The 22,849-nt window shown below is 43.4% G+C and carries 30 protein-coding genes, 1 tRNA gene and 1 pseudogene; 6 read left to right on the top strand and 26 right to left on the bottom strand.

What is annotated here, in order from left to right:
- Nucleotides 1-4: 4 nt before the first annotated feature.
- Together ACQRBN_RS07295 and ACQRBN_RS07290 are read right to left on the bottom strand one after the other, a co-directional pair.
- On the bottom strand, nt 5-715 hold the full coding sequence (locus tag ACQRBN_RS07295; RefSeq protein WP_427738332.1) for a DUF4062 domain-containing protein: 711 nt from the start codon (nt 713-715) through the stop codon (nt 5-7).
- Nucleotides 716-749: 34 nt separating this feature from the next.
- Entirely contained in the window at nt 750-1,373 is a 624-nt protein-coding gene (locus ACQRBN_RS07290; protein WP_427738331.1) for a GTP pyrophosphokinase, read from the bottom strand.
- A 194-nt stretch (nt 1,374-1,567) separates the two neighbouring features.
- On the opposite strand from ACQRBN_RS07290, the gene ACQRBN_RS07285 reads away from it, so the two are divergent.
- Nucleotides 1,568-1,640 (top strand) — tRNA-Thr (locus tag ACQRBN_RS07285).
- Nucleotides 1,641-1,691: 51 nt separating this feature from the next.
- Here the strand turns inward: ACQRBN_RS07285 and ACQRBN_RS07280 are convergent.
- The 22 genes and pseudogenes from ACQRBN_RS07280 to ACQRBN_RS07175 form a co-directional block, all read right to left on the bottom strand.
- A complete protein-coding gene (locus tag ACQRBN_RS07280) occupies nt 1,692-2,627 on the bottom strand; it encodes a M14 family metallopeptidase (protein ID WP_427738330.1) in 936 nt (311 codons plus the stop codon).
- The gene (locus ACQRBN_RS07275) at nt 2,624-3,565 is read right to left on the bottom strand and encodes a M14 family metallopeptidase (RefSeq protein ID WP_427738329.1); all 942 of its coding nucleotides are present in this window, start codon (nt 3,563-3,565) and stop codon (nt 2,624-2,626) included. Before ACQRBN_RS07275 ends, ACQRBN_RS07280 begins: the two co-directional genes overlap by 4 nt.
- Entirely contained in the window at nt 3,566-4,339 is a 774-nt protein-coding gene (locus tag ACQRBN_RS07270) for a transglutaminase domain-containing protein (RefSeq protein WP_427738328.1), read from the bottom strand. It abuts the gene before it with no gap.
- A gap of 1 nt (nt 4,340) precedes the next feature.
- The gene (locus ACQRBN_RS07265; RefSeq protein ID WP_427738327.1) at nt 4,341-5,030 is read right to left on the bottom strand and encodes an alpha-E domain-containing protein; all 690 of its coding nucleotides are present in this window, start codon (nt 5,028-5,030) and stop codon (nt 4,341-4,343) included.
- Complete coding sequence (locus tag ACQRBN_RS07260; protein WP_427738326.1) at nt 5,012-6,325, bottom strand: circularly permuted type 2 ATP-grasp protein; 1,314 nt, start codon at nt 6,323-6,325, stop codon at nt 5,012-5,014. The genes ACQRBN_RS07265 and ACQRBN_RS07260 overlap by 19 nt, the downstream gene beginning before the upstream one ends.
- Nucleotides 6,326-6,639: 314 nt before the next feature.
- On the bottom strand, nt 6,640-7,521 hold the full coding sequence (locus ACQRBN_RS07255; RefSeq protein ID WP_427738325.1) for a mechanosensitive ion channel family protein: 882 nt from the start codon (nt 7,519-7,521) through the stop codon (nt 6,640-6,642).
- Nucleotides 7,522-7,534: 13 nt separating this feature from the next.
- Entirely contained in the window at nt 7,535-8,368 is an 834-nt protein-coding gene (pgeF, locus tag ACQRBN_RS07250) for a peptidoglycan editing factor PgeF (RefSeq protein ID WP_427738324.1), read from the bottom strand.
- 65 nt (nt 8,369-8,433) lie between these two features.
- Nucleotides 8,434-8,808, bottom strand: a complete 375-nt coding sequence (locus tag ACQRBN_RS07245) for a YraN family protein (protein WP_427738323.1) — start codon at nt 8,806-8,808, stop codon at nt 8,434-8,436.
- A 37-nt stretch (nt 8,809-8,845) separates the two neighbouring features.
- Nucleotides 8,846-9,505, bottom strand: a complete 660-nt coding sequence (locus ACQRBN_RS07240) for a ribonuclease HII (protein ID WP_427738322.1) — start codon at nt 9,503-9,505, stop codon at nt 8,846-8,848.
- Nucleotides 9,498-10,067: a signal peptidase I gene (lepB, locus tag ACQRBN_RS07235; protein WP_427738321.1), complete on the bottom strand. Its 570-nt coding sequence runs from the start codon at nt 10,065-10,067 to the stop codon at nt 9,498-9,500. The genes ACQRBN_RS07240 and lepB (ACQRBN_RS07235) overlap by 8 nt, the downstream gene beginning before the upstream one ends.
- A gap of 45 nt (nt 10,068-10,112) precedes the next feature.
- Nucleotides 10,113-10,955: a ribosome biogenesis GTPase YlqF gene (gene ylqF, locus ACQRBN_RS07230; protein WP_427738320.1), complete on the bottom strand. Its 843-nt coding sequence runs from the start codon at nt 10,953-10,955 to the stop codon at nt 10,113-10,115.
- 19 nt (nt 10,956-10,974) lie between these two features.
- Nucleotides 10,975-11,589 (bottom strand): signal peptidase I, encoded by a 615-nt coding sequence (lepB, locus tag ACQRBN_RS07225; RefSeq protein WP_427738319.1) that lies wholly within the window; start codon nt 11,587-11,589, stop codon nt 10,975-10,977.
- A 74-nt stretch (nt 11,590-11,663) separates the two neighbouring features.
- Nucleotides 11,664-12,011: a 50S ribosomal protein L19 gene (gene rplS, locus ACQRBN_RS07220; protein WP_427738318.1), complete on the bottom strand. Its 348-nt coding sequence runs from the start codon at nt 12,009-12,011 to the stop codon at nt 11,664-11,666.
- A gap of 138 nt (nt 12,012-12,149) precedes the next feature.
- Nucleotides 12,150-12,971 carry a tRNA (guanosine(37)-N1)-methyltransferase TrmD gene (gene trmD / locus ACQRBN_RS07215; protein ID WP_427738317.1) on the bottom strand — a complete coding sequence of 274 codons (822 nt, stop codon included), beginning with the start codon at nt 12,969-12,971 and terminating at the stop codon, nt 12,150-12,152.
- Nucleotides 12,972-13,026: 55 nt separating this feature from the next.
- Nucleotides 13,027-13,533 carry a ribosome maturation factor RimM gene (gene rimM, locus ACQRBN_RS07210; protein ID WP_427738316.1) on the bottom strand — a complete coding sequence of 169 codons (507 nt, stop codon included), beginning with the start codon at nt 13,531-13,533 and terminating at the stop codon, nt 13,027-13,029.
- A gap of 100 nt (nt 13,534-13,633) precedes the next feature.
- Nucleotides 13,634-13,864: a KH domain-containing protein gene (locus ACQRBN_RS07205; RefSeq protein WP_427738315.1), complete on the bottom strand. Its 231-nt coding sequence runs from the start codon at nt 13,862-13,864 to the stop codon at nt 13,634-13,636.
- A gap of 21 nt (nt 13,865-13,885) precedes the next feature.
- Nucleotides 13,886-14,131 (bottom strand): 30S ribosomal protein S16, encoded by a 246-nt coding sequence (gene rpsP, locus ACQRBN_RS07200; protein WP_427738314.1) that lies wholly within the window; start codon nt 14,129-14,131, stop codon nt 13,886-13,888.
- Nucleotides 14,132-14,197: 66 nt separating this feature from the next.
- On the bottom strand, nt 14,198-15,544 hold the full coding sequence (ffh, locus tag ACQRBN_RS07195; protein WP_427738313.1) for a signal recognition particle protein: 1,347 nt from the start codon (nt 15,542-15,544) through the stop codon (nt 14,198-14,200).
- 1 nt (nt 15,545) lies between these two features.
- Nucleotides 15,546-15,890, bottom strand: a complete 345-nt coding sequence (gene ylxM / locus ACQRBN_RS07190) for a YlxM family DNA-binding protein (RefSeq protein WP_427738312.1) — start codon at nt 15,888-15,890, stop codon at nt 15,546-15,548.
- Nucleotides 15,891-15,976: 86 nt separating this feature from the next.
- Nucleotides 15,977-16,876 carry a S8 family peptidase gene (locus ACQRBN_RS07185; protein WP_427738311.1) on the bottom strand — a complete coding sequence of 300 codons (900 nt, stop codon included), beginning with the start codon at nt 16,874-16,876 and terminating at the stop codon, nt 15,977-15,979.
- Nucleotides 16,877-17,149: 273 nt separating this feature from the next.
- Nucleotides 17,150-17,542: a hypothetical protein gene (locus ACQRBN_RS07180; protein WP_427738310.1), complete on the bottom strand. Its 393-nt coding sequence runs from the start codon at nt 17,540-17,542 to the stop codon at nt 17,150-17,152.
- A gap of 147 nt (nt 17,543-17,689) precedes the next feature.
- A pseudogene (locus ACQRBN_RS07175) lies at nt 17,690-18,851 on the bottom strand (AAA family ATPase).
- A gap of 556 nt (nt 18,852-19,407) precedes the next feature.
- Here ACQRBN_RS07175 and ACQRBN_RS07170 point away from each other — a divergent pair.
- The 3 genes from ACQRBN_RS07170 to ACQRBN_RS07160 all read left to right on the top strand — a co-directional run bounded on the left by ACQRBN_RS07170 (nt 19,408) and on the right by ACQRBN_RS07160 (nt 21,109).
- Nucleotides 19,408-19,824, top strand: coding sequence for a YjdF family protein (locus tag ACQRBN_RS07170; protein WP_427738309.1), 417 nt, complete (start codon nt 19,408-19,410; stop codon nt 19,822-19,824).
- A gap of 310 nt (nt 19,825-20,134) precedes the next feature.
- Nucleotides 20,135-20,770, top strand: a complete 636-nt coding sequence (locus ACQRBN_RS07165) for a J domain-containing protein (protein ID WP_427738308.1) — start codon at nt 20,135-20,137, stop codon at nt 20,768-20,770.
- Between the two features lie 72 nt (nt 20,771-20,842).
- On the top strand, nt 20,843-21,109 hold the full coding sequence (locus tag ACQRBN_RS07160) for a chorion class high-cysteine HCB protein 13 (RefSeq protein WP_427738307.1): 267 nt from the start codon (nt 20,843-20,845) through the stop codon (nt 21,107-21,109).
- Between the two features lie 78 nt (nt 21,110-21,187).
- Here the strand turns inward: ACQRBN_RS07160 and ACQRBN_RS07155 are convergent, their stop codons facing one another.
- Nucleotides 21,188-21,334 (bottom strand): hypothetical protein, encoded by a 147-nt coding sequence (locus ACQRBN_RS07155; RefSeq protein WP_427738306.1) that lies wholly within the window; start codon nt 21,332-21,334, stop codon nt 21,188-21,190.
- 129 nt (nt 21,335-21,463) lie between these two features.
- Here ACQRBN_RS07155 and ACQRBN_RS07150 point away from each other — a divergent pair, with 129 nt between their 5' ends.
- A complete protein-coding gene (locus tag ACQRBN_RS07150) occupies nt 21,464-21,937 on the top strand; it encodes a hypothetical protein (RefSeq protein WP_427738305.1) in 474 nt (157 codons plus the stop codon).
- Nucleotides 21,930-22,211, top strand: a complete 282-nt coding sequence (locus ACQRBN_RS07145; protein ID WP_427738304.1) for a hypothetical protein — start codon at nt 21,930-21,932, stop codon at nt 22,209-22,211. Before ACQRBN_RS07150 ends, ACQRBN_RS07145 begins: the two co-directional genes overlap by 8 nt.
- 23 nt (nt 22,212-22,234) lie before the next feature.
- Here ACQRBN_RS07145 and ACQRBN_RS07140 read toward each other — a convergent pair whose 3' ends face one another.
- Entirely contained in the window at nt 22,235-22,711 is a 477-nt protein-coding gene (locus tag ACQRBN_RS07140; RefSeq protein WP_427738303.1) for an acyl-CoA thioesterase, read from the bottom strand.
- Nucleotides 22,712-22,849: the final 138 nt, after the last annotated feature.

Genomic DNA, 22,849 nt, shown 5'->3' with positions numbered 1-22,849 from the left:
AGGATCAAAGATACATGGAAGATGTAAGCACCGCATCCTGTAAGATACGCTCCTCCATTGTCTGCTTCTGCTCTCCAAACTGACTCTTCAGCATCTCCCAGAGAGCATTCTCCAATCCATCCCTGAATTCCTTCAGATTCCCCGCCTGTCCGGCTTCATCATCCCATACCGGATGATATTCCATAATATGTGCTTTAGGATTCGCAAGTATCTTCTCTTTTAATGCTTCAAGTTTCGTTCTGTGCTTCTCGCTTTCCACCTCATACAATGCCCGGTATTCTTCCGGAACAGTAGCATTAAAAGAAGAATCACGAAAACAGAATATACACTGCTTCAGGTTTTCCTCTTTCATGGCTCCATACAGAATCTCCATCTGTGTAATACTAATCTCTTCCTGGCACCACATCTCAAGTCTTGCATCGTGGCTCTGTTCGATCAGCGCTCTGTCCGGAATCCATCCATAACGCTCGCCAACGAGAACCACCATATATGGCTTACAGCGGTCAATCGCATCAATGCAGCTTTCTATGACATGTTTTCCGCTGTCTTCCTCGGACATACGGCTGGTATCTACGCCCCAGCGTAGGTCCAGTTCCTGAACATCCTCTCCGTATTCTTTCAGACGTCTCCTAAGTGCCGGGAACACCTCCTGATGCAGAACATCCCGTTCTGCCTGCATATCTTTAAATGTACTGGAAATAAAAAAAGATTTCATAATCCCCCTCCTGTTATCTCTTTTTTCTCTTTTCTTACATCTTCTCAATCTTATTCCTGAGTTTCAGCATCTTACGGTCTAATGCGGCAATCTCCTCGGAATATCCCTTCAGTTCCTTACTCACTTCTTCTGCGCCAGATACATCCTTCTTATAGATCAACTGATAATCCAATACAGACCAAAAATCCATCGCAACCGTCCGAATCTGAATCTCAACTCTCTTAACCTCCGGCTGTTCACTGATGCCGATTGGAACCTCAACGATCAGATGCAGGCTCATATAACCGTTCTTCTTGGATCTCTCAATATAATCCTTCATCTTAATAACTTTGATATCGCTCTGTTTTTTCAGCATGTTGGCTACTTTATAGACATCATCTAAGAACAGACAGATAATTCTAACTCCCATCAAATCATTCAGTTTCTCCTGCGCCGTTGCAAAATCCCGGTCATAACCCTTGCGCTCCAGTTTTGCGTGAATACTCTCCGGCTCCTTCATACGACTGAGCACAGTTCGAATCACCTCTCTGCCAGATTTCTCCGATAACTGCTCGTTAATGATCTTAATCTTTGCCTCTAATATCCCTACGATATATTTGAATTGCAGGTCGTATCTTGCCTTCTCCATATCCTCGGCAATCTTCTGAATCTCCTGCATTGCTTCCTTTTTAACTTCCTTTTTAATCTTTCTTCGCCTCCAGTCAATACATACTGTCTTCTTATTATATCTTAAAACCTAAGCATCGGCTATCAAACTTTGATAAAACTTTCGTTAAATATAAAAAAGTTCTTGCAAATATTCGGAAATTCGCTATAATAATATTTGTGACTGCGAGATAGACGCTGTCATATGCTGGAATAGCTCAGTCGGTAGAGCACTTCACTCGTAATGAAGGGGTCGTCGGTTCAAGTCCGATTTCCAGCTTGATATAAAATCAGCGCAAACCTGTTCGGGTTTGCGCTTTTTATATGTCCATCATTCATGCAGCCTGCGTATAATCTTGAATACAATCTCACTCTCCGTTACCAGCGGCTTCTTATGCGAAAAGAAGATGATTCCATCCGTAGGCGATACCACCTGACGGATTACCTCTCCTTCATACGGATCAAGAATCTCTCCCAGCACTTCCCCCATATGCACTTCTTCGCCCGGGCATTTTAATCTGCGGAAGATTCCTGCCGCATCCGTCTTTACAATTGTCAATTCTTCTTCATCAATAATACTTGCGATATAGCCGCTGTGGCTGTTATACCGCAAGATCCCCATCCGCGTAAGGAACCGAAGCACCGCCGATACCGCCTGTCTTGCAGATACTTCATCCACTACATCCGTCTCACTGGTGTACACAGAGAATGCATTGGTCTCCCACACCTGCCAGTTATAGTTCAACGTCGTTGTATCGATCGGTCTTGGCTTTCTGACTACCACATAGGGTAATCCGAACAGGTTCGCAAGACTGGTATTCTGATACCCGGTCTCCATCATACGCACATGAGGCACGAAATCTCCCGGCAGATAGAAACTTGCAAACTGAATGCCATAATTATAGTTTTTCACACAATCGAACACGCCTGCCGCAATCCGCTGTGTCGTCTCTCCCTTATCATAACCGGGGAACATCCGGTTCACATCGGTATTATCCACCGCCCAGAATCGCTTCCCGATATTCATGGAATGATGGTTCACAGAAGGAATCACCATAATCTCATTGTCAGATACGATTGCACCGTGCTGCTCCAGTTCTTTTAACTTCTTAATTAACTGAGAACATACATATAACTGCTGCACCTCATTTCCCCTGATAGAACCTACGATACACGCAGACTTTTTCCCGCTCCCGAAGCGGTAGCCCGTAATATCCAGGCTCTCCCTATAAGGAGAGTCCAGTCTATATATTACTTCTTTCTTCATTGCTCCTGCACACCTCCCAGAATTCTATTCAGCAGTGAACCACTGTATACAATTGGATACTCTCTTCTTGTAAATACTTTTCCGGCAATCGGCGCTTTTACTTCCTCCATAATGTTTCCCGTCATAGGATCCACAATCCTTCCGATAATATCTCCTTCATCTACATCATCAAATATCCGTGCTTTCGGAAGATAGATACCTGGATGGTCAGCATTCACGAAACCAATCTCCCGGTCAGAAGATACGATTGGCGTTCTGACTTCCCCGACTGGTCCCGCCCAGATTCCCATTTCTTTCATCAGGTTCAGGATGCCTTCTACCAATTGACATCCATAACTCTCTGTAATCCGCATTCCTACTCCCATCTCTACTACCAGAGTCGGAACACCGATCATATTCAGACTATACGCCAGCGTTGATTCCAGCACCGTTGCCGATGCATGAACCCATACGAAATCAACATTGATCATCTTAGCATAAGGCACAAGCCTCTCGGCCGTCTCTTCGTTAATCCGCACCTGCGGCATCTCCTCAAGATAGATATTGCTTGCATGAATATCCACGCACATATCTGCCCCTGCCAGATCATCCATAAGCTGGCGCACAATCGTCTCCATCATAGGGCCGTCTTCGCTTCCCGGGAAGATCCGGTTCATATCCAAGTCGAACATAGGAATTCCCCGGGTAATTGAGTCAATTCCCAGGGGATTGAAAGCCGGATAGATATCCACGATTCCTTGTAAATATTCCGGATGCTCCTGTATTCTTCGGTTTAACTCATAACATACAAACTGCCCTTCTAATTCATCTCCGTGCGTCCCTGTTACAATTCCAATTCTCTTAAGTTCCTTTCCCAGTTCTTCGGGCATCAGGCGGTTCTTCCTGATTACCAGATGCTCGTCCACTGGAAGTCCCATAGACACAACTGTCTCTACCATCTATATTTCCTCCACATTCGCATAGATTGTCTGTGTCTGTCTTGCCTGTCCCAGGAACAGACCTTTATCCAGTACACAGTCCCCATAATCTCTTCCATGGGCTAATTTGATATAATAATCGTCTACATGCAGATGATTCGTCGGGTCAAGACCATACCAGCCTTCCCCTGTATAGATCTCTACCCAGGCATGGGTATAGCCTTCACCGATCATAAGTCCATTCACATATCTTGCCGGAATCCCTTTCATCCGGCACAGTGTGATCATAATATGCGCATAATCCTGACAGACGCCCATACGCTTCTTCCATGCCTCTCCGGCTGTGGTATGGATATCCGTACTGCCGGAAACATACTTGAAATCCCGGTATAGCGCATCCATGATCTGGATTGCATTTCCAAGATTGTCCCCCGCCGTAAGGGTCAGGGATTCTCCATATTCTATCAGTTCCTCCGTGGGTTCTGTATACCTGGTCGGATACTTATACATCGGGTGCAGAGATTCCGGCTGTACCTGCATCCCCTTCACCCTGGCAATCCCCTCTACTTCATATGAGAACTTCATATGATTCGCCATATAATGTCCTACATACTTATGATTCCCGAATCCATCGATCACCTCATCCAGACTGTCTGCAGGGCTTACATATCTGCTCGTAATCTGTATATCCTGTACATCATTCGACGCCGGCACGCAGCGCAGCGCAAAATAATGGTCACATACAGGCTGGTCGAATTTAAGTTCCATCCTGTATGTGAACTGTAATGACTTCATGTTATCTCACCTCAATAATATTTCCTAGATAATCAAGAAGTTCTGCATCCTTGCCTTCTGCCTGTTCAGGACAATGAATCTTTGCATCAATCATGTCCTTCAGTTTCTCAAGTTTGGCAGCATCATAGTACATCTGCGTCTTATGCAGACGATTCAGCAATTTTCTGAATTCCTTCTCGATATCTTTAGTATGATACTCCAAACGTATATATAAGTCCAGCCTTTCTATATATTTCCCGCATTTCATAATATTCCGGCAGTCTTCATCTTCTACATAATCATCCACACAACCCCAGAATGCCAACAGATAATCAATCACAGACTGGAGTTCCAGAAGCGGAGAAGCATGATTATCAGATTCAAATACATCCAGTGCCATCTGCATATAACTAAGCACATTACTGCTTAACTCATCTCTAAGGACGATTGCATTGTCAAATGCTCTGCTCATGTTCGAATACAGGGAATCCGGATTATCCTTCCCATACAGATACTCCTCCGCAAACTGACTGTTTGATGTATAGATATCCGGAATATTCAGTCTCTTACAGTAATATGTATAACTCCCCTCCGGCGCTTCGATCATATCATCAAAGATACGGTAGAATTTCCTTAACGTTGTATATACCCGCTCCGTATACCTGCCAAGCCAGTATAAATGATCTAATTTTTCTATTGAGATAGCACCCATGTGTCTTTAAATCCTCCTCCCTGTGATGAATTGACTACAAATGAATCCGGATTCCTTGAGAATCTTGTAAGACCACTTGGCCATACTTTCGTTGTCTCTCCGGATAATACGAACGCTCTAAGGTCCGCTTTTCTGGCAACCTTTTCATCGCCTTCTACAATATACAGATCCTGAAAATCTATGACTTCCTGCGCGATGAATCTTCTAGATTCGCGTGTAACCAGTTCTTTCATATCTTCCAGTTTCTCCTTCGATAATTCATTGCCGAATATGACTCCATAACCGCCTGCTTCCGCAACATCCTTGATGACCAACTTATGAATATTCTCAAGCACGTATTTCCGGTCCTCTTCATAATATGGCAGATAAGTAGGCGCATTCCTAAGCACCGGCTCCTGATCCAGATAATACCGTATCATCTTTGGCACAAAATAATAGATTCCCTTATCATCAGCAATACCATTGCCCGGCGCATTGACAATTGCAACATTGCCGGAACGGTAGACATCCATAATATTCGGCACACCAATCAGCGATTCCGGATTAAATGTCATCGGGTCAAGATATTCATCTGATATTCTTCTGTAAATTACTCCCACCTTTTGTTTTCCACCGCGGTAATCTCTATAGTACAGATGATTCTTCTCTACGAATAGATCGCTGCACATCGCCAGCACGCTTCCCGTCCTCTCCGCCAGATAAGAATGCTCGAAATACGCTGCATTGTATCTTCCAGGTGTCATGATCACCCGGATGCCTCCTGTATTAACATATTCCATCGTGTCTGTCAGCATCTTGGCATAATTCCGGTTATCTATGATCGGATTCTTCCGAAAGGTATCCGGTGCCACACGCCGTTCCAGTTCTCTTGCAATCAAAGGATAGGATGCCCCGGAAGGTATCCGAAGATTATCCTCCAGGATATACCAGTTTCCATCTTTTCCCTGTACCAGATCGATTCCTGAGATATGGCTGTAGATATCCTTCGGAGGACAGGCGCCCTCACATTCCGCCAGATATCCCGATGAAGAGAATACAAACTCTTCAGGGATCACTCCGTCTTTGATAATCTTCTTCTCACCATACACGTCCTTAAGGAACAGATTCAGCGCATCCACTCTCTGAATCAATCCCCTCTCCAACAGAGCAAAATCATCTTTTGATATCACTCTTGGTATTGCATCAAACGGAAATAACTGTTCATGGAATGTCTGATTCTTATAGATTCCGAATTTCACTCCATATCTTGCCAGCAATCGGTTAATGCCGTCTACATGATTTACTAACTGTTCCATATTCATCACCTTCCCGGAAACAAAAAGATGTCCGTCCCATAATACTGCTGATCATGAGAAAGACATCCTCGTCCTATCATATTTATATCACCAGGAATCACAAAAAATACCCAGCATATTGAAACGAATGTGCTTCGCACATTCTCGCGCCGAAGCGCGGTTGCGTTAGCAACCATTTTCCACTTGCGCATAGTGCGCATCCTCCCGGAGGGGTTTGTTGTATAGGGAACGAAGTTTCCTATACAACAAAAGAGACCTCGAATTACTTCGGGCCTCTTCGCTTACTATTATCTTACTTGAATATATGGCATTTGTCAAACATTTTCGACATGATGCACCGTCATCTGCGGATATGGTATCGCAATACCCTCTTCGTCAAACGTCAGTTTGATCGTCTCCAGAAGTCTCCATCTGGTAGGCCAGAATTCCTCATTGCTCACCCACGCTCTTGCTCCAAGGATAACTGCGCTGTCTGCCAGTTCATCTACAAACACATTGATCTCATCATCTTTCTTAACACATGCATCTCTTCGCAGAATCTCCTCAACCAGTGCTTTTGCTTTCCTTAGATCTACCTCATATGCGATCGACACTCTCAGATCCAGCCTTCTCTCTGCCTTAGCCGTAGCATTCGTCAGACTGCTGTTCGTCAACATACCATTCGGTATGACGATCGTCTTATTGTCAATCGTACTCAACTTCGTATAGAAAATCTGAATCTCTTTAACTGTTCCTTCATTCTTATTCGTATCCTCGATAATGTAGTCTCCTACCTCGAAAGGCTTCAGAAGCAGAATCAATACACCGCCTGCAAAATTAGACAGACTCCCCTGCAGCGCAAGACCAATTGCCACACCACCGGAAGCCAGAAGCGCTGCTACCGAAGTCGTATCTATTCCTAACTTCGCCGCAATACTGAAAATCAGCAGGCAATACAATCCCGCCCTTAAGAAAGAATCTACGAACTGTTCCACTCCCTTATCCGCTTTAGAACGTTCTAAAGACCGGCGCACAATCTTTCGAATCCACTGAATGACCAATCTTCCTATAAAAAACACAACCAATGCAATCAGAACTTTAATCCCAAATGCAATCAGTGAAGGAATACTGTCCTGAAGATATTGTGCAAAACGATTCATCTCTTCGACCGTATCCTGTGTAACTTCTACTACTTCATTCGTTGTCTCTGCTGTCATACTCATCCTCCTGTTATTTCAAAGCAAGGAATGCACTAAGGTTCCCTCTTTTGGTCCCTGTACTTCTGTGCGAGAACAGAATCTCTGGATTACAATGGGTACAAAGATTGGTAACCGCAATATTCTCCTTTTGGATTCCCGCCTCCATAAGCACTGCCTGATTCGCTTTCCAGAGATCCAGCTGGTATTTGCCATTCTCCTTCTTATAGAATAATTCCGGCCACAGTGATTCTGCAAATTTTGCTTTGAATTCCTGAATCACATCTTCACTGACTTCATAGCAATCCTGACAGATAGAAGGTCCTATCGCAGCAATGATCTGCCCCGGATCAGTGCCATACTGTCTCTGCATTGTTTCTACCGTAATCTTCCCCATCTTATTCACGGTGCCTCTCCATCCGGAATGGCTAAGTCCGATTGCTTTATGAATCGGATCAACCAAAAATAGTGGGACACAATCTGCATAGAATGTCACAAGACAGATTCCCGGTACATTGGTCACCATTCCATCCGTCTCCATAAAACGGCTTCCCCTATCCTTTTCTTCTACCACCGCAACATTGGTCGTATGTGTCTGATGGGTATAAGTCAGATCAGCCACTTCCACTCCTATTGCAGATGCAATCCTCCGCCGGTTCTCTTCTACTGCCTTCGGATCATCTCCTCTGGTCGTACTGATATTCATTGTGGCACAATATCCTGTACTGACGCCTCCAAGCCTTGTTGAAAACCCATGTTTTACTACACCTGTATTCTCAAGCATGGGATAAGAAAGATATGGCACCCCATTCACTTCTTTCTCATCAAATATATGCTCATTATTCTTATATTTTAATCCCAGATTCATTCTGATTCTCCTTTATCCTCCATGGTATGCAGCCGTATTCGCTTTCTGCCGGAAGATGAGTTATGCTATCCGCCAATATAATCAAACGCATTCTGATATACAGTAATCTGCTCCCCTTCTATGCTCACCACATCAAAACGGCATTCTGCATCCGTAAGTCCATGAGTCGTCAGATAATACAGCGCACACTTAGAAATCACACGCTGCTTCTTATAATCCACCGCCTCTGCCGGATGTCCACTCTCCGATCCGGAGCGGTATTTTACTTCGCAGAAGACCAGACACCCGCCATCTCTGGCAATCATATCTATCTCACCCACTTTGCAGCGGTAATTATATTCCAGGATCTCATATCCCTTTTCCTTCAGATGCTCTCCTGCTTTTCTTTCGTACTGCGTACCTATTTCCCGCCTGTTCTTACTATATCCGCATCTACTCATTATCTATACAATCCTATATTTCTATGCTTTTACTATTTTATATAAAATTCCGGATAAATGTCCTTCTATGAATCGGAGAAGGTCCTAATTCCTTCAATCCCGCAATATGCGCCTTCGTCCCATAGCCCTTATTGCTTGCAAAGTCATACCCCGGAATCACCTGATCATACTCTGCCATCATGCGGTCCCTGGTCACCTTCGCAATAATACTGGCCGCAGCAATAGACACGCTCTTGGCATCCCCTTTGATGATCGGCACCTGCGGGATATCAACTTCCGGTATCGTAACCGCATCATTCAAAAGTATATCCGGACGCACCTTCAGATTCGCAATCGCCTGGCGCATCGCCTCATAAGTTGCCTGCAGGATATTGATCTCATCAATACGCGCCGGACTTACCATACCAATCCCCGTAGCAATTGCCTTCTCCATGATCTCATCATATAATGCTTCCCTTTTCTTCTCCGACAATTTCTTAGAATCGTTAAGATAAAGAATCGGATTGTCTTTAGGCAGGATAACCGCTCCTGCCACAACCGGCCCCGCAAGCGGTCCCCTGCCTACTTCATCAATTCCACATATATACTGGCACATATCATATTCTTTTTCATAAACGCACATAGCCTCAATACGTGCCATCTCTTTTTCCAGTTTTTCCTTCTGCTTTCGAAGTCTCTCTTCTTCCCGCTTATTCATGCTTGATCACTCCCATTTCATCAAATGGATAGATCCGTACCCACGCTCTTCCAATCAGATCATCTCTTTTCAGGACACCTACACTTCCATCACGGCTGTCCGAACTGTGATTCCGGTTATCGCCTAATACAAAGTACTCATCTGCTCCCAATGCGATCGGTGTCTCTGCAATTCCGGGAGATTCCATTACCTCCGCACCATAAATATCGCTGGACAATAATTCACCATTTATATACACATAACCGCCTACAACCTGAACAGTCTCCCCAGGCATACCGATAATACGCTTGATATAATAGGTATTCTCCTCATATTTATAAGGGAATACAATAATGTCATATCTCTTCGGTTCTTTAAAATGATATGTCAGTTTATCTACGATCAGATTATCTCCATCACTTAATGTCATCTCCATAGAAGAGCCGCTGACCCTCGTTCTCTGTCCTACGAACGTGATAATCAGCCATGTCAGCACTATAATAATCAATATGTATAGAAGCCATCCTCCCAATGAGTAAAGGATGCCTCTTTCTTCCTCGTCATTTTTCCTGTTTCTTGCCATCTTCTGCAATCCCCTTTCTGTGTCCCCTATTAGATTCTAGCACACTTACTGCGGATATTCCAGTGTCAGTCTTCCCAGTCTTCCATTACGGAAATCATCCAGCAAAAGGATTGCGGCTTTCTCTGTATCCAATTCATTCCCTTTGAGCAGACAATGCCTGCTCTCTGCGATCTGCCCAAGCATTACATAGGCGTCTGCCGCTGGCTCTACCTGGTACTTTCCTTCCAGCACGCCCGGATAATATTCATTCAAAAACTGAATCAGTTCTGCCGCCAGTTCCTCTGTGTTCAAAATCTCATCTTTAATAGAACCGATGAATGCCAGCCGAAGCCCTACACTCTGGTCTTCGAACTTTGGCCAGAGGATTCCCGGCGTATCTAAGAGTTCCACCTGCTTATTCAGACGGATCCACTGCTTGCCTTTTGTAACGCCTGGCTTATTCCCCGTCTTGGCACATGCTTTTCCTGCAAGAGAATTAATGAACGTAGATTTTCCAACGTTCGGAATCCCTACTACCATTGCACGAACCGGGCGGTTCAGGATTCCTCTTTTTCTGTCTCTTTCTATCTTCTCTTTACACGCTTCCTGAATCACACTATGGATCGACTTCATTCCACCGCCTTTTTTGGAATTCACTTTTACTACTGAGAATCCTTTGGCACGGAAATATTCTGCCCATGCATCATTCCATCTATCCTCCGCAAGGTCTGCCTTATTCAAAAGAATCAGTCTCGCCTTGTTCTTTCCCAATTCATCTATATCCGGATTCCGGCTGCTGATTGGCACCCTTGCATCGACCAGTTCGATGACAAGATCAATTAACTTCATATTCTCCTGCATCATACGTTTTGCCTTCGTCATATGACCCGGATACCATTGAAAATGCATATTACTTCTCCTTATCTGCTTACTTTACAAATCCAAAATCTTTCTTCGGGGATAGGATCAGCCACGCTTTTCCATAGATATATTCCCGCTTCACATTGCCCACATCCGCATTACGGCTGTCTTCACTGCTCTTACGGTTATCCCCCAGTACAAAATACTCATCCCCGGCAAGTTGTATCTTCTCAGTTACGATGCCCACATCATCAATATCAGTTGTCGCATAGTCTTCATCCAGTTTCTCTCCGTCAATATAGATCCGGTTCTCTATGATCTCAACCGACTCTCCCGGAAGTCCAACGATCCGCTTAATATAATAATGGGCATTCTCATTCCCTTTTGGCTTAAATACAATAATATCTCCCCGTTTCGGAGTCGTAGCATTGTATACGATTCGGTTCACCAGTACCACATCTCCATTGCTCAGGACTGGATTCATAGAATCTCCCACCGTGCTGACCTGCTGCCCAAAATACCATACGCCCACGAATGCCAGCAGGCAGGTCACGGCAATCTTGAATATCCACTTCCCGATGACAGCCAGATGTGCAAGGTTGATACGAATCTTCTTCTTTGGCTGCTTTATGATCGACTTTTTCGCCCGCCCAAGTTTTATTTTCTTACGTCTACGCTTCATATCTTCCCCTTCGGATGCTTAATAACAGAAAAAGGACAACATACAATATGTACTTGTCCTTTTCTCTTTGTCTCTTATTTTACTAATTCTTTTACCTTAGCTTTCTTACCAACGCGATCTCTCAAGTAGTAAAGTTTTGCTCTTCTTACTTTACCTCTTCTTACTACTTCAACCTTCTCAACGTTTGGTGAGTGCAGCGGCCATGTCTTCTCAACACCGATTCCGTTAGAAGACTTTCTAACTGTGAATGTTGCTCTTGCTCCGCCGCCCTGTTTCTTAAGGACTGTTCCTTCGAATACCTGTACTCTTTCACGGTTTCCTTCTTTGATCTTACCATATACTCTTACGGTATCTCCAACGTGGAACTCAGATACAGTTTCTTTCAACTGTGCTGCTTCAATGTTCTTAATGATATCGTTCATTATGTGTGACCTCCTTATTTAACTGGATGTTCTTAATACGCTTCTGTACCAGAGGACCATCTCTTCTCTTCACAACATGCTATAGTTTATCATATTTACTAAGGATTTGCAAGGATTTTCTATATAAATTCCAGCAGATTACTCCAATTCTTCTATGATCTTATCGGCTAATTCTTTCTCTGCTTTCGTCAACTCCGCTTTTTCCAATAGATCCGGTCTCATCTTTGCAGTCCGAATCACCGACTGCTCTCTTCTCCATTTCTCAATATTCGCATGATGACCAGACATCAGGACCTCCGGCACCCGTTTCTCATGCCACACTTCCGGACGGGAATACTGAGGATATTCCAGCAGATTGTCCTGAAAACTTTCGAACTCTGCAGATACATCATTATGAAGCACCCCAGGAACCAGCCTGGAGATAGCGTCTATCATGATCATAGCAGGAAGTTCGCCGCCCGTCAGGACATAATCTCCGATAGATACATAGTCTGTTACGATCTCCTCTAAAACACGCTCATCGATTCCTTCATAATGTCCGCATAGGAACACCAATTCTTCTTCCTTGGCGAATTCCTCCGCCATTCCCTGATTGAATGTCTTCCCCTGTGGCGAAAGATAGATGACTCTCGTTTTTCTGGCAGACCGCACTGCATCCTCACAATCGTTCTTCCGGCTATCCTCCTGCACATTCTCGTTACAACAATCACTCCGTCTTCTGGCAGCGATCTTCTCTTCTACTGCTTTATAAGTCTGATACACCGGCTCCGCCTGCATCAGCATCCCAGCTCCGCCGCCATATGGATAGTCATCCACACTATTATGCTTGTTAAATGCATAATCCCTGATATTAATCGCCTCAATGGAGAGCAATCCCTTGCTCATTGCCCGTCCAATAATACTTGTATCCAGACCCTGCATAACCATCTCCGGAAATAATGTCATAATGTAAAACTGCATATCCTTTGCTCCTACTATTATCTTTATTATCTATACTCTTTGGATCAGGAACATCCTACAGAAGCCCGTCCATCACATGAATCTTCATAAGCCTTCCCGGAATATCCACATCCAGGATACACTCCTTAATCGCCGGAACCAACACCTCTCCCGCCTGCGGATGCTCAATCACATACACGTCATTCGCCCCAGTCTCCATCACATCCTTAAGGACGCCAAAATCTTCTCCCTCATCCGTTAAGACCTTCATCCCGATCATATCGGCAATAAAGTATTCATCCTCCTCAAGTGGAACCGCATTCTCCCTTGTGACCAGAAGTGGACAGCGCTTATATCTCTCTATATCATTTATATTATCATATCCTTTGAACTTCAGTATTACAAACTGCTTGAAGAACTTCACGCGCTCTATCTCCAAAGGTATCGTCTCTTTCCCTGTATCTAAAACTACCTGCTTCAAATCCTCAAAGCGTGCGGCGTCATCTGTTGTTGGAAACACTTTTACTTCCCCACGGATTCCGTGTGTCTGGGTAATAACCCCTACCTGTAATAATTCTTCCATATAATTCTCCTTAAGATATGAATGGGGACAGACTACGGCAATCCGCGCCTGTCCCCAAATGAACGGGATACCTCCCATCCAAGTGAACTCATAATAATTACTAATCCATAATATCAACGATCACTTTTTTATCTTCTTTTGCAGCAGCTGCTTTTACAACTGAGCGGATTGCTTTGGCAATACGTCCCTGTTTTCCAATGACTTTTCCCATATCGGAATCTGCCACACGTACTTCCAGAACCATTGTCTTCTTATCTTCTCTCTCAGTTACCACAACACTGTCCGGATCGTCAACCAATGCCTTCGTAATAACCTCAACTAATTCTTTCATAATGCACCTCCAGGCCAAAGATTATTTTTCAATGCCTGCTGCTTTAAAGATCTTGCTTACTGCTTCTGTAGGCTGTGCACCATTACCTAACCATTTCTTAGCTGCTTCCTCATCAACTGTGATTGCGCTTGGATCGCAATTCGGATCATATGTTCCGATCTCATCGATGAATCTTCCATCTCTTGGGGATTTTGAATCAGCTACGATGATTCTATAGAAAGGAGCCTTTTTCTGTCCCATTCTTCTTAATCTGATTTTTACTGCCATTGCATTTCACCTCCATAAAATTGTATACATTATCTATATAACGCGCTTTGCGCGATATACCAACTCTTAGAACGGCAAACGGAACTTACCTTTTCTGCCGCCTTTTCCCATCATCTTCATCATCTTCTTCATCTCGCCAAACTGTTTCACCATTCGGTTGACTTCACTGATGTCTACACCGGAACCTTTGGCAATTCGATGCTTTCTTGATGGATTCAGGATATCTGGGTTACTTCTCTCTTCTGGCGTCATAGAGTAGATCATGGCTTCTATTCTTGCCAGATTCTTCTCTGCCTGGGATGTCTGTTCATCATCCAGACCTTTCATCTTACCCATGCCGCCAAGCCCCGGCATCATGCTCATAACACTGCCAAGACCGCCCATGTTCCTCATCTGCTTGATACTCTCTAAGTAATCATCAAAATCGAACTGGTTCTTCTTAAGTTTCTGAGTCATCTGCCTTGCCTTCTCTTCATCGATCTCGGCTTCTGCCTTCTCGATCAATGTCAGCACATCACCCATTCCAAGGATACGGGATGCCATTCTATCCGGATAGAACTGCTCCAGATCGGATAACTTCTCTCCCATACCTACATATAGTATCGGCTTTCCGGTCACGGCTTTTACGGACAATGCCGCACCGCCTCTTGTATCACCGTCAAGTTTCGTAACTATCACACCATCAACGCCAATCTTCTCATTGAAGTCCTTGGCTACATTCACCGCATCCTGACCTGTCATGGCATCAATTACCAGAATTGTCTGATGCACGGTTACCATCTCTTTAATCTCCTGAAGTTCTGCCATCATATCCTCATCAATATGAAGACGTCCGGCTGTATCCAAGATTACGATATTATTTCCATTCTTCTGTGCATGTTCGATTGCAGCCTTTGCAATATTCGCCGGCTTATGGTTCTCACCCATGGCAAATACTTCTACGCCCTGTTTCTCACCATTCACCTGTAACTGCTTGATTGCTGCCGGCCTGTACACATCACAAGCCACAAGCAGAGGATTCTTACCTTTTAACTTATATTTACCTGCTAATTTCGCAGTGGTGGTTGTCTTACCAGCACCCTGAAGACCTGCCATCATAATGACTGTCATGGCTTTCCCCGGCTGCAGCTGAATCTCGGTCGTCTCTGATCCCATCAGTTTGACCAGTTCTTCATTCACAATCTTGATCACCATCTGTCCGGGATTCAATCCGTTCATGACGTCTTGACCGATTGCTCTTTCCTGAACATTCTTAATGAAGTCTTTTACAACCTTGAAGTTAACGTCCGCTGCAAGCAGAGCACGCTTAATCTCTTTTAACGCCTCTTTTACATCTTCTTCCGTAAGACGTCCCTTGCTTTTCAAATTCTTGAATATGTTCTGAAGTTTTTCTGTCAAACTGTCAAATGCCATACTATAACTCCTCTATAATCTCATCGGATATCCTGCGGACATTGCCAATCAGTTCTTTTACATCCTGCTCTTCATAATCATCCAGCAAATCATTGATCGTCTTTACCTTCTCCTTGATCGCCAGAAATTTCTCAATAAGATGAAGTTTCTCTTCATAGCCTTTTAAGGTCTGATTGCACCGCTTGATCAGATCATGAACTCCCTGTCGGCTGATTCCTGCTTCTTTCGCAATCTCTCCAAGCGACAGATCTTCCAGTACGAATTGCTCATAGATCTCTTTCTGGTGTTCTGTTAGCAGTTCGCCATAAAAATCAAATAATAATGCCTGTTCCAGAATCTCATTCATGTTCATCACCTGTGCTATCATACAACAAAAGTTTTGGGGTGTCAAGTGTTTTTTCTTGACACCTTTTAATTTTTCCCTAATCTTTTTTAACCTGTGGATGCAGTTTTGAAAAGGCGGTCAATTCTAACACTTCTCCATCCTTGTATTTCGCCGCTTTCTTTCCTGTCGCAGGTTTCGCGCAATTTTAGTTTGATCTCTACATTGCGGGCATCGGGATATTTTGAGAGGAATAGTGCTGCTGCGCCTGATACGACGGGCGTTGCCATGGAGGTGCCACTTTTCTTTATATAGTAATTTTTACTTTTTCGATAGAGGCTGTTGCAGGACATTATCTGGTAACCCGGGGCTACGAGGTCTGGTTTTACGATGCATTGGGTGGTTGGTCCCATGCCTGAACAATTATATTTCATCGTCGGCTCATCCATTGCTCCTACCGTGATTACCTTTCTGCTATTACCTGGTACTGCAATGGTTCCCTCTCCCGGTCCGTAATTCCCGGCAGATACTACAACCACATAGCCTCTATCCCACAGATTCTCTACCGCCTGCACCAGCCTTTCTTCCTTCCCACGATCCAGATTCTGCTTTGCTCCTACGGAAATGTTCACAATCCGAACTCCATATTGTCTTCCATTCTTTCTGACCCATTCGATTCCTTCCAAGATCTGTTCGACCTCTCCTTCACCTTTTGCATCCAATACTTTCACAACAGCCAGTCTCGCTTCCGGAGCCATCCCACTATATAGTCCCTTCGACATCCTGCCATCGCCTGCAAGTATCCCGCCTACGTGAGTCCCATGTCCACTATCGTCATACATCCCCTGCCTGTGATTCACGCAATCCCAGAATGCCGTTACCCTGCCTGTGATATCAGGGTGCGCTGCCATACCTGTATCCAGTACTGCAACTGCAATGCCACATCCTCTGATGCCTTTCTTAAGTGTATCCTCACACCAATACCCGATCCTCTTCTTAACTCTATCCATAAATCCCCGATTCCTTTTTTATTAAAATATTCACCTCCCTTTCTTTTCGCTACTGGCTCCGCAATCTCTATCTATTGAGATAAGATATTCTTTTCCATAATTTACCCCACTTATAGTAGCTTATTACCACCTTTCAGTTGACGGTACAATTTCAAAATCTGCTACTTATTTCTTTTTCAAGAATTACTTTTATTCACTTTCCCACAGTAAATCAAACTTAAATCCAGTTAATTCATTTTCCATCACAGTATTCTGTCAATTTATAATAGAAATTTAACTTTCTTCCAAATATTTGAGAAATCCTTTAAAATCATGTGACACAATAAGCATTTCATCTATTGACATTCCAATAAAAGGCACCTGAATATACTGCCCCTCATTATCAATTCCATATGCCATATCTCCTCCATCACTCCCTATTAAAAAAACATTTGGCAAAAAAGTCTCAACCTCATACGCTGAATTTAAATCATTCAGGTCATCTTTCCTCCATAATATTAAATAATTATTATCGCCTATTAGTCCATTACCTCCATCTGTATAAGCCAAAAAATCAGAATAATCAAATATATGATTTTTTAATTTTTCATCAATTATTATCTGATTCTTAGAATCATTATTTCTATTAAATTTACTTGTCATTCTTAATATTTCTTCATTCATCATTTTTTACTTTTCTCCCTTAGAGGTTTATTCCAATATGTTGTATATTTGAATACCCCAAAAGTTCCTAATAATTTAGGTTCACGATTTAGTTTATTACCGTATTCATCTAAAATCTCTCTTAGAAAATGCCTTTCTATAGCACAGGTTTTATCTAAATCCAACATCCGCAAGCATGACACTGCAGCGTTTTTTATAACATGCAATTCCATACTTTAAGATATGCTCGATTCCTTCTTCGCACAGGGATTCCTCATACCGATTCCTCTCGATCTGTTCCAGGGCTTTCTTGCACCCTGCTTCCAGATTCCCATCCTCCGCATATTTCAGTTCGATCACAATACCCATCTCTTCGTCATCAATTTCCACGAGAATATCGCTGTACCCGTCTCCTGATTCCTTATTAGAGGAGATTCCCCAGGTATCCTGATATCCCAGAAGCCCTAGCAGGATGCCATGATAAAAATTTTCCTTCATCGGCTTCTGCACAAATGTATCCCTAATGCTAATGGTCTGTCTCAAATACTCCGCAAGCCGTTTCTCCACGCCTTCAGCATCCCCTTTTTTCAGAGCATTCCCAAAAGCCTTCCTTTCCGGTTTCCCTCTCTGGGTAAGATAGCCTGTGGTAAATAGGACACTCCATATATGATCAATGGAATTATACATATCTTTATAAGTCAATTCCTGATGGATTCCCTTCTTAATCACCTCTCCCGCAACGAGTTTTTCAATCTCACGTTTTGTCGTTCCATTATCCGCTTCCTGGATGAAACGTCTGACTGCATCATTACTGCTGGTATTGGACCAGTAGTTCCGAGGGTGCGCACCGCTGTCTGCGCAAAGTTTACTACAATGGCAGATCACATCCCAGGGACAGTACACCTCCACATTTCCAAACTGATATCCATCATACCATTCCTTAATGGTTTCATAATCCCGGGACAGGCCATAATACTCTAACAGTTCCTTTACTTCGCCATCTGTAAATCCAAAATATTCATCGAATTCCACATCCGCTGCAGATAACACCCGCAGATTATTCAGGCCGGTAAAGATACTCTCCTTGGAGATACGCATGCATCCGGTCTGCTTCTTCATTTACGGCTCTGACCCCATATCCCGCGCTGTTTCATAGGAATCCGCATTGATTCCTTTCAGAGATACCGAAATCACGGGGAATTTTCCCATATTTTCCCCAATTATCAAGCAGCTCCTTGATTAATCCTGTCTTGTCCACATAATAAAAGCCATCCCCTCGAATTTCTTCAAAACTCTCAATCCCGATTGGAAGTTTCTTTTTCCTGTCTTCCATCCAATTTTCACACTCCTTATTCCTATTCAGATTCATATCTTTTCATAAATTTATCTCAACCTATTCTCGTCTTTTCATCGCACATATTTCTTCTTATTATAACAGAAACCTCTTGCAAAACCTACTACTTCTTTTCGACAGACAGTCTTTCCACCTTCGCACTTGAACCACTTTTAATCTTCCTAACATATGCTCAAATCGCTCGGGATGCTTTTTTCTTATTTTCTCTAATCACTAATAGGTATGCCGTAAAATAACCGTTTCGTCAGTATAAGAGCCTCTCATATGCACCCCTGCCTAAATTTTATCATAAATAAAAGAACCTGCCTATCTCAAAGCAGATTCTCTGCCTTGTTCAGCGTATCAAGAAAGTTGTCTTTTGAGAACACCCATGATAGAATTAAGTGAAACATGGCAAAGATAAAAACACAACGTAAGGGTATCACAGACTCTTACAGAACCGGTAGGTAGTCCGGTCACACCATTTTGGTGTAAGTAGCCCTCCCTCCTTTGGGTCGTCCGTTCTTTGTCCAAACAAATTAAAGGAGGATTTGTCATGGACAAAATATCAGGCAGTTTGACAGTATTTTTTGAGGAACCATTCTGGATAGGCGTATTTGAACGAATATCTGAAGAAAAGTTATCTGTATGTAAGGTTACGTTTGGTGCGGAACCGAAAGACTACGAGATATATGATTTTATTCTGAAAAATTACGATCGGCTGAATTTTAGTCCGGCTGTGGCAACTGATGTAAAAGAGGCAAGTCGCAATCCGAAACGGATACAGAGAGAAGTTCGGAAACAGGTGCAAAATACTGGAATAGGCACAAAATCACAACAGGCTTTGAAATTACAGCAGGAGCAGTTGAAAACTGAACGTAAAATCGCGAGCCGGGAACAACGGGAAGCAGAGAAACAACGGCAGTTTGAACTGAAACAGCAAAAGAAAAAGGCGAAACATAAGGGGCATTAGCCCCTGTGTTTCATGTCTGCGAATCGCAAATTACGGGAAAAATAATACAACATTATCAGTCCGCTATTAGTGAATATCTGGATGTAATTGTCAATGGCAGAAAACACACCCCGCCAGGAATCCTCCCCGTTCATGAAGAGTCACACCTAAGAATGTCAGGCAGAGAGTCGGATATGAACTGCCATACTCCCCCTCTCTGCCGTACATCTTACGAATGACTCTTCAAGAACTAAATTCACATTGATTTCTTCCCCATTTTGTCGTAAGATAATTATTGTTCTACATCCATTTATAATAAGGGGAGGATATAATGGAGAACAAGAATTACTACGAGATATTAGGGGTATCTATGAAAGCAACTCCGGATGAGATTACCGCTGCCAAGAACACTCTTGCCAAGCAATACCATCCGGATGCCAATATGAAGAACGGCATTGACACCACCGCACAGATGCAGGAGATTCTGGAAGCATATCGCATCCTGTCCGATCCTGCCAAACGTGCAGAATATGACCGGGACATTTCCGGCAGGAAATCAGTCATGCAGACTTTCGATCTACATAATATGGAAGAAACAGATGACGACACCGCCCCTGCCTTCGTTACATACTGGAAGACCGCCAATGCCCTGTACGACATCATACTGGAAGCTGATACGCTGTTTAAAGAAAAGAATCGATCAAGCAGATTAACCCAGTTATCCATGCAGGCGATCAAGTATGTGATCCAACTTCGGAATGCTTCCATTCCAGAGCGTTACTGGCATCCGGATATTATGAACTGGCTGCTCTTTACCTCATATAAGAACCGGAATTATACAGTATCTTACCTGCTGACTTTATATGATAGCTTTGCTAAGGAAAGCATCTCTGCCATAGATAAGATTAAACTCCAAAAAAAGTCTTACCAGTACCAGCATTCTGTAAAACGTTTGGTAAAATATTAGATTTTATTTTTTCACACATTGGAATCATCCACATATTATGTACTGTAAACATTATCAATGGAGGATTTCAAAATGAGCGATTTAAGTGCTACAAACTGTGGATGTGGTTGTGATTCTGGAAGAAGCGGAGGAGACTGCGGATGTGGTTGTGGTTTCGGAGGCAATAGCTGCCTGTGGATCATCCTTCTGCTTATCTTCTGCGGCGGATGCGGCAACAACTTTGGCAACAACGGATGCGGATGCGGCAATGACAGTTGTCTGTGGATCATCCTTCTGCTCATCTTCTGCGGCGGATGCGGCAATGGATGCGGCAACTTCGATTGCGGATGCGGATGCTAATCTTCTGAAATACAGACCTGCGGAATCTGCCACTGGCAGTTCCGCAGGATGCATACAGCCCAAAGGGGACGGAGTATATCACTCCGTCCTCTTCATTTTATGACCATCAGATTCGCGCCTCTTATGTTCATCCTTCTTCTCACTTGTATTCAACTGTTTCTTCAGCATACACTTCTCATCCAGTTCATACACTGCATTTCCATCAATAATCAGTTTTCTGTCCATATTCATTTCCTTTCTTAATAACGCTGCTTACCCTATAATATATGAAGATTCTCATATTTAGTTTTTCCATATCTCATAAATTCCATTCCATTGGCATATATATTTACAACGCTATGTTAAGGAGCACGTATGGAACAAAAATCCTACAGACCAATGACACCTTTCGATAATCTGGTTACCCCACCCTTCCTCTATACACTCAAACTGCTGCTTCCATACACTCCGCCTTCCATGCAGCGCTTCCTCGCATTCTATATCAAATTCCTGGAACTGCGCCGAACCATGGAATCCTTCCGGGGCTTTCCTTCCCGTTCTTTATCCATGAATATGCTGGACGAATTAAAGCCCTACATGGAGCCATCCGAAAAAGAGATGATGGAACAGATGTCAAGCATGATGAATATGATGGAAATGATCCAGAGTATGCAGGCTATGTCCGATTCCACCTCTCAGGACTTCGGGAATTTTAATCCCATGGATATGATGCAGAACATGCTGACCCCTGAACAGCAGGAGATGTTCAACATGTACAACACTATGTTTGAAAATGAAATGAACACGCCAGATTCCGGCAATATGAAAGGAGAACAAGATAATGAATGAATGGATGAATCATCCCGCAATGAAGAATTTAGACCCAATCAAACTGGAACTGATCCGAACCGCCGCCACCCAGACCCAGGGTAAATCCGGCAAGTCCCTTGCCCCGGTCATGATGGCACTGATCACCAATGCTAACAAAAAAGGAATCCAATTCACCCCTGATGAATTCTCCCTGATCCTTTCCATCTTGAAAGAAGGCAAGACTCAGGAAGAACAAAACCAGATTGAGAACATGGTCAAAATGGTTCAGGGCTACATGAAAAAGGTCCACTAATAAAGGAGGCGAATCATCGCCTCCTAAAAATCTTCTTCTTTTCGCAGCATTCTCATCTCCCGGCGCATCTTCGCCTTCTCCCAGTCTTCTTTGTCCAGTTCCGTTTCCAGTTCCAGTCTTGGAACGGGTGCCGGCTTATCATTCTCATCCAGCGCAACCATCGTAAAGAATGCCCGATTGATCAGTGTCCTGCCACCGTCAATATCTTCAATATACGTATCCACTTTCACTTCCATAGATGTATTTCCTACATAAGTCACTTTTCCCTTAATGACGATAACATCCTTCTGATATGCTCCTTTTAGGAATCTTAAGTTATCGACCGAAGCCGTAATCACATTCATATGTGCGTGTCTTTTTGCCACAATTCCCGCAATCTCATCTATCCACTGCATCAGGATACCTCCAAAGAGACGTCCCGCAGCATTCAGATGATTCGGTCGCACCATATGAACCGTCTGAACCACTGATTCTGATACTTTTCTACTCTCTATACTCATATATCACTTGACCCCTTCTAAAAAATACTTTCCATTCTTTTCTCGCAAGACTCTTTTATTATAACACAAGATTTGATATACTAAAAATGATTTATTATAATAGAGTAAATTACTGCAATTGATTATGATACGGACAAA

Source organism: Bariatricus sp. SGI.154, assembly GCF_050313795.1.
Classification (GTDB): domain Bacteria; phylum Bacillota; class Clostridia; order Lachnospirales; family Lachnospiraceae; genus CAMBRQ01.
This window is presented reverse-complemented; position numbering and strand designations above follow the sequence as displayed.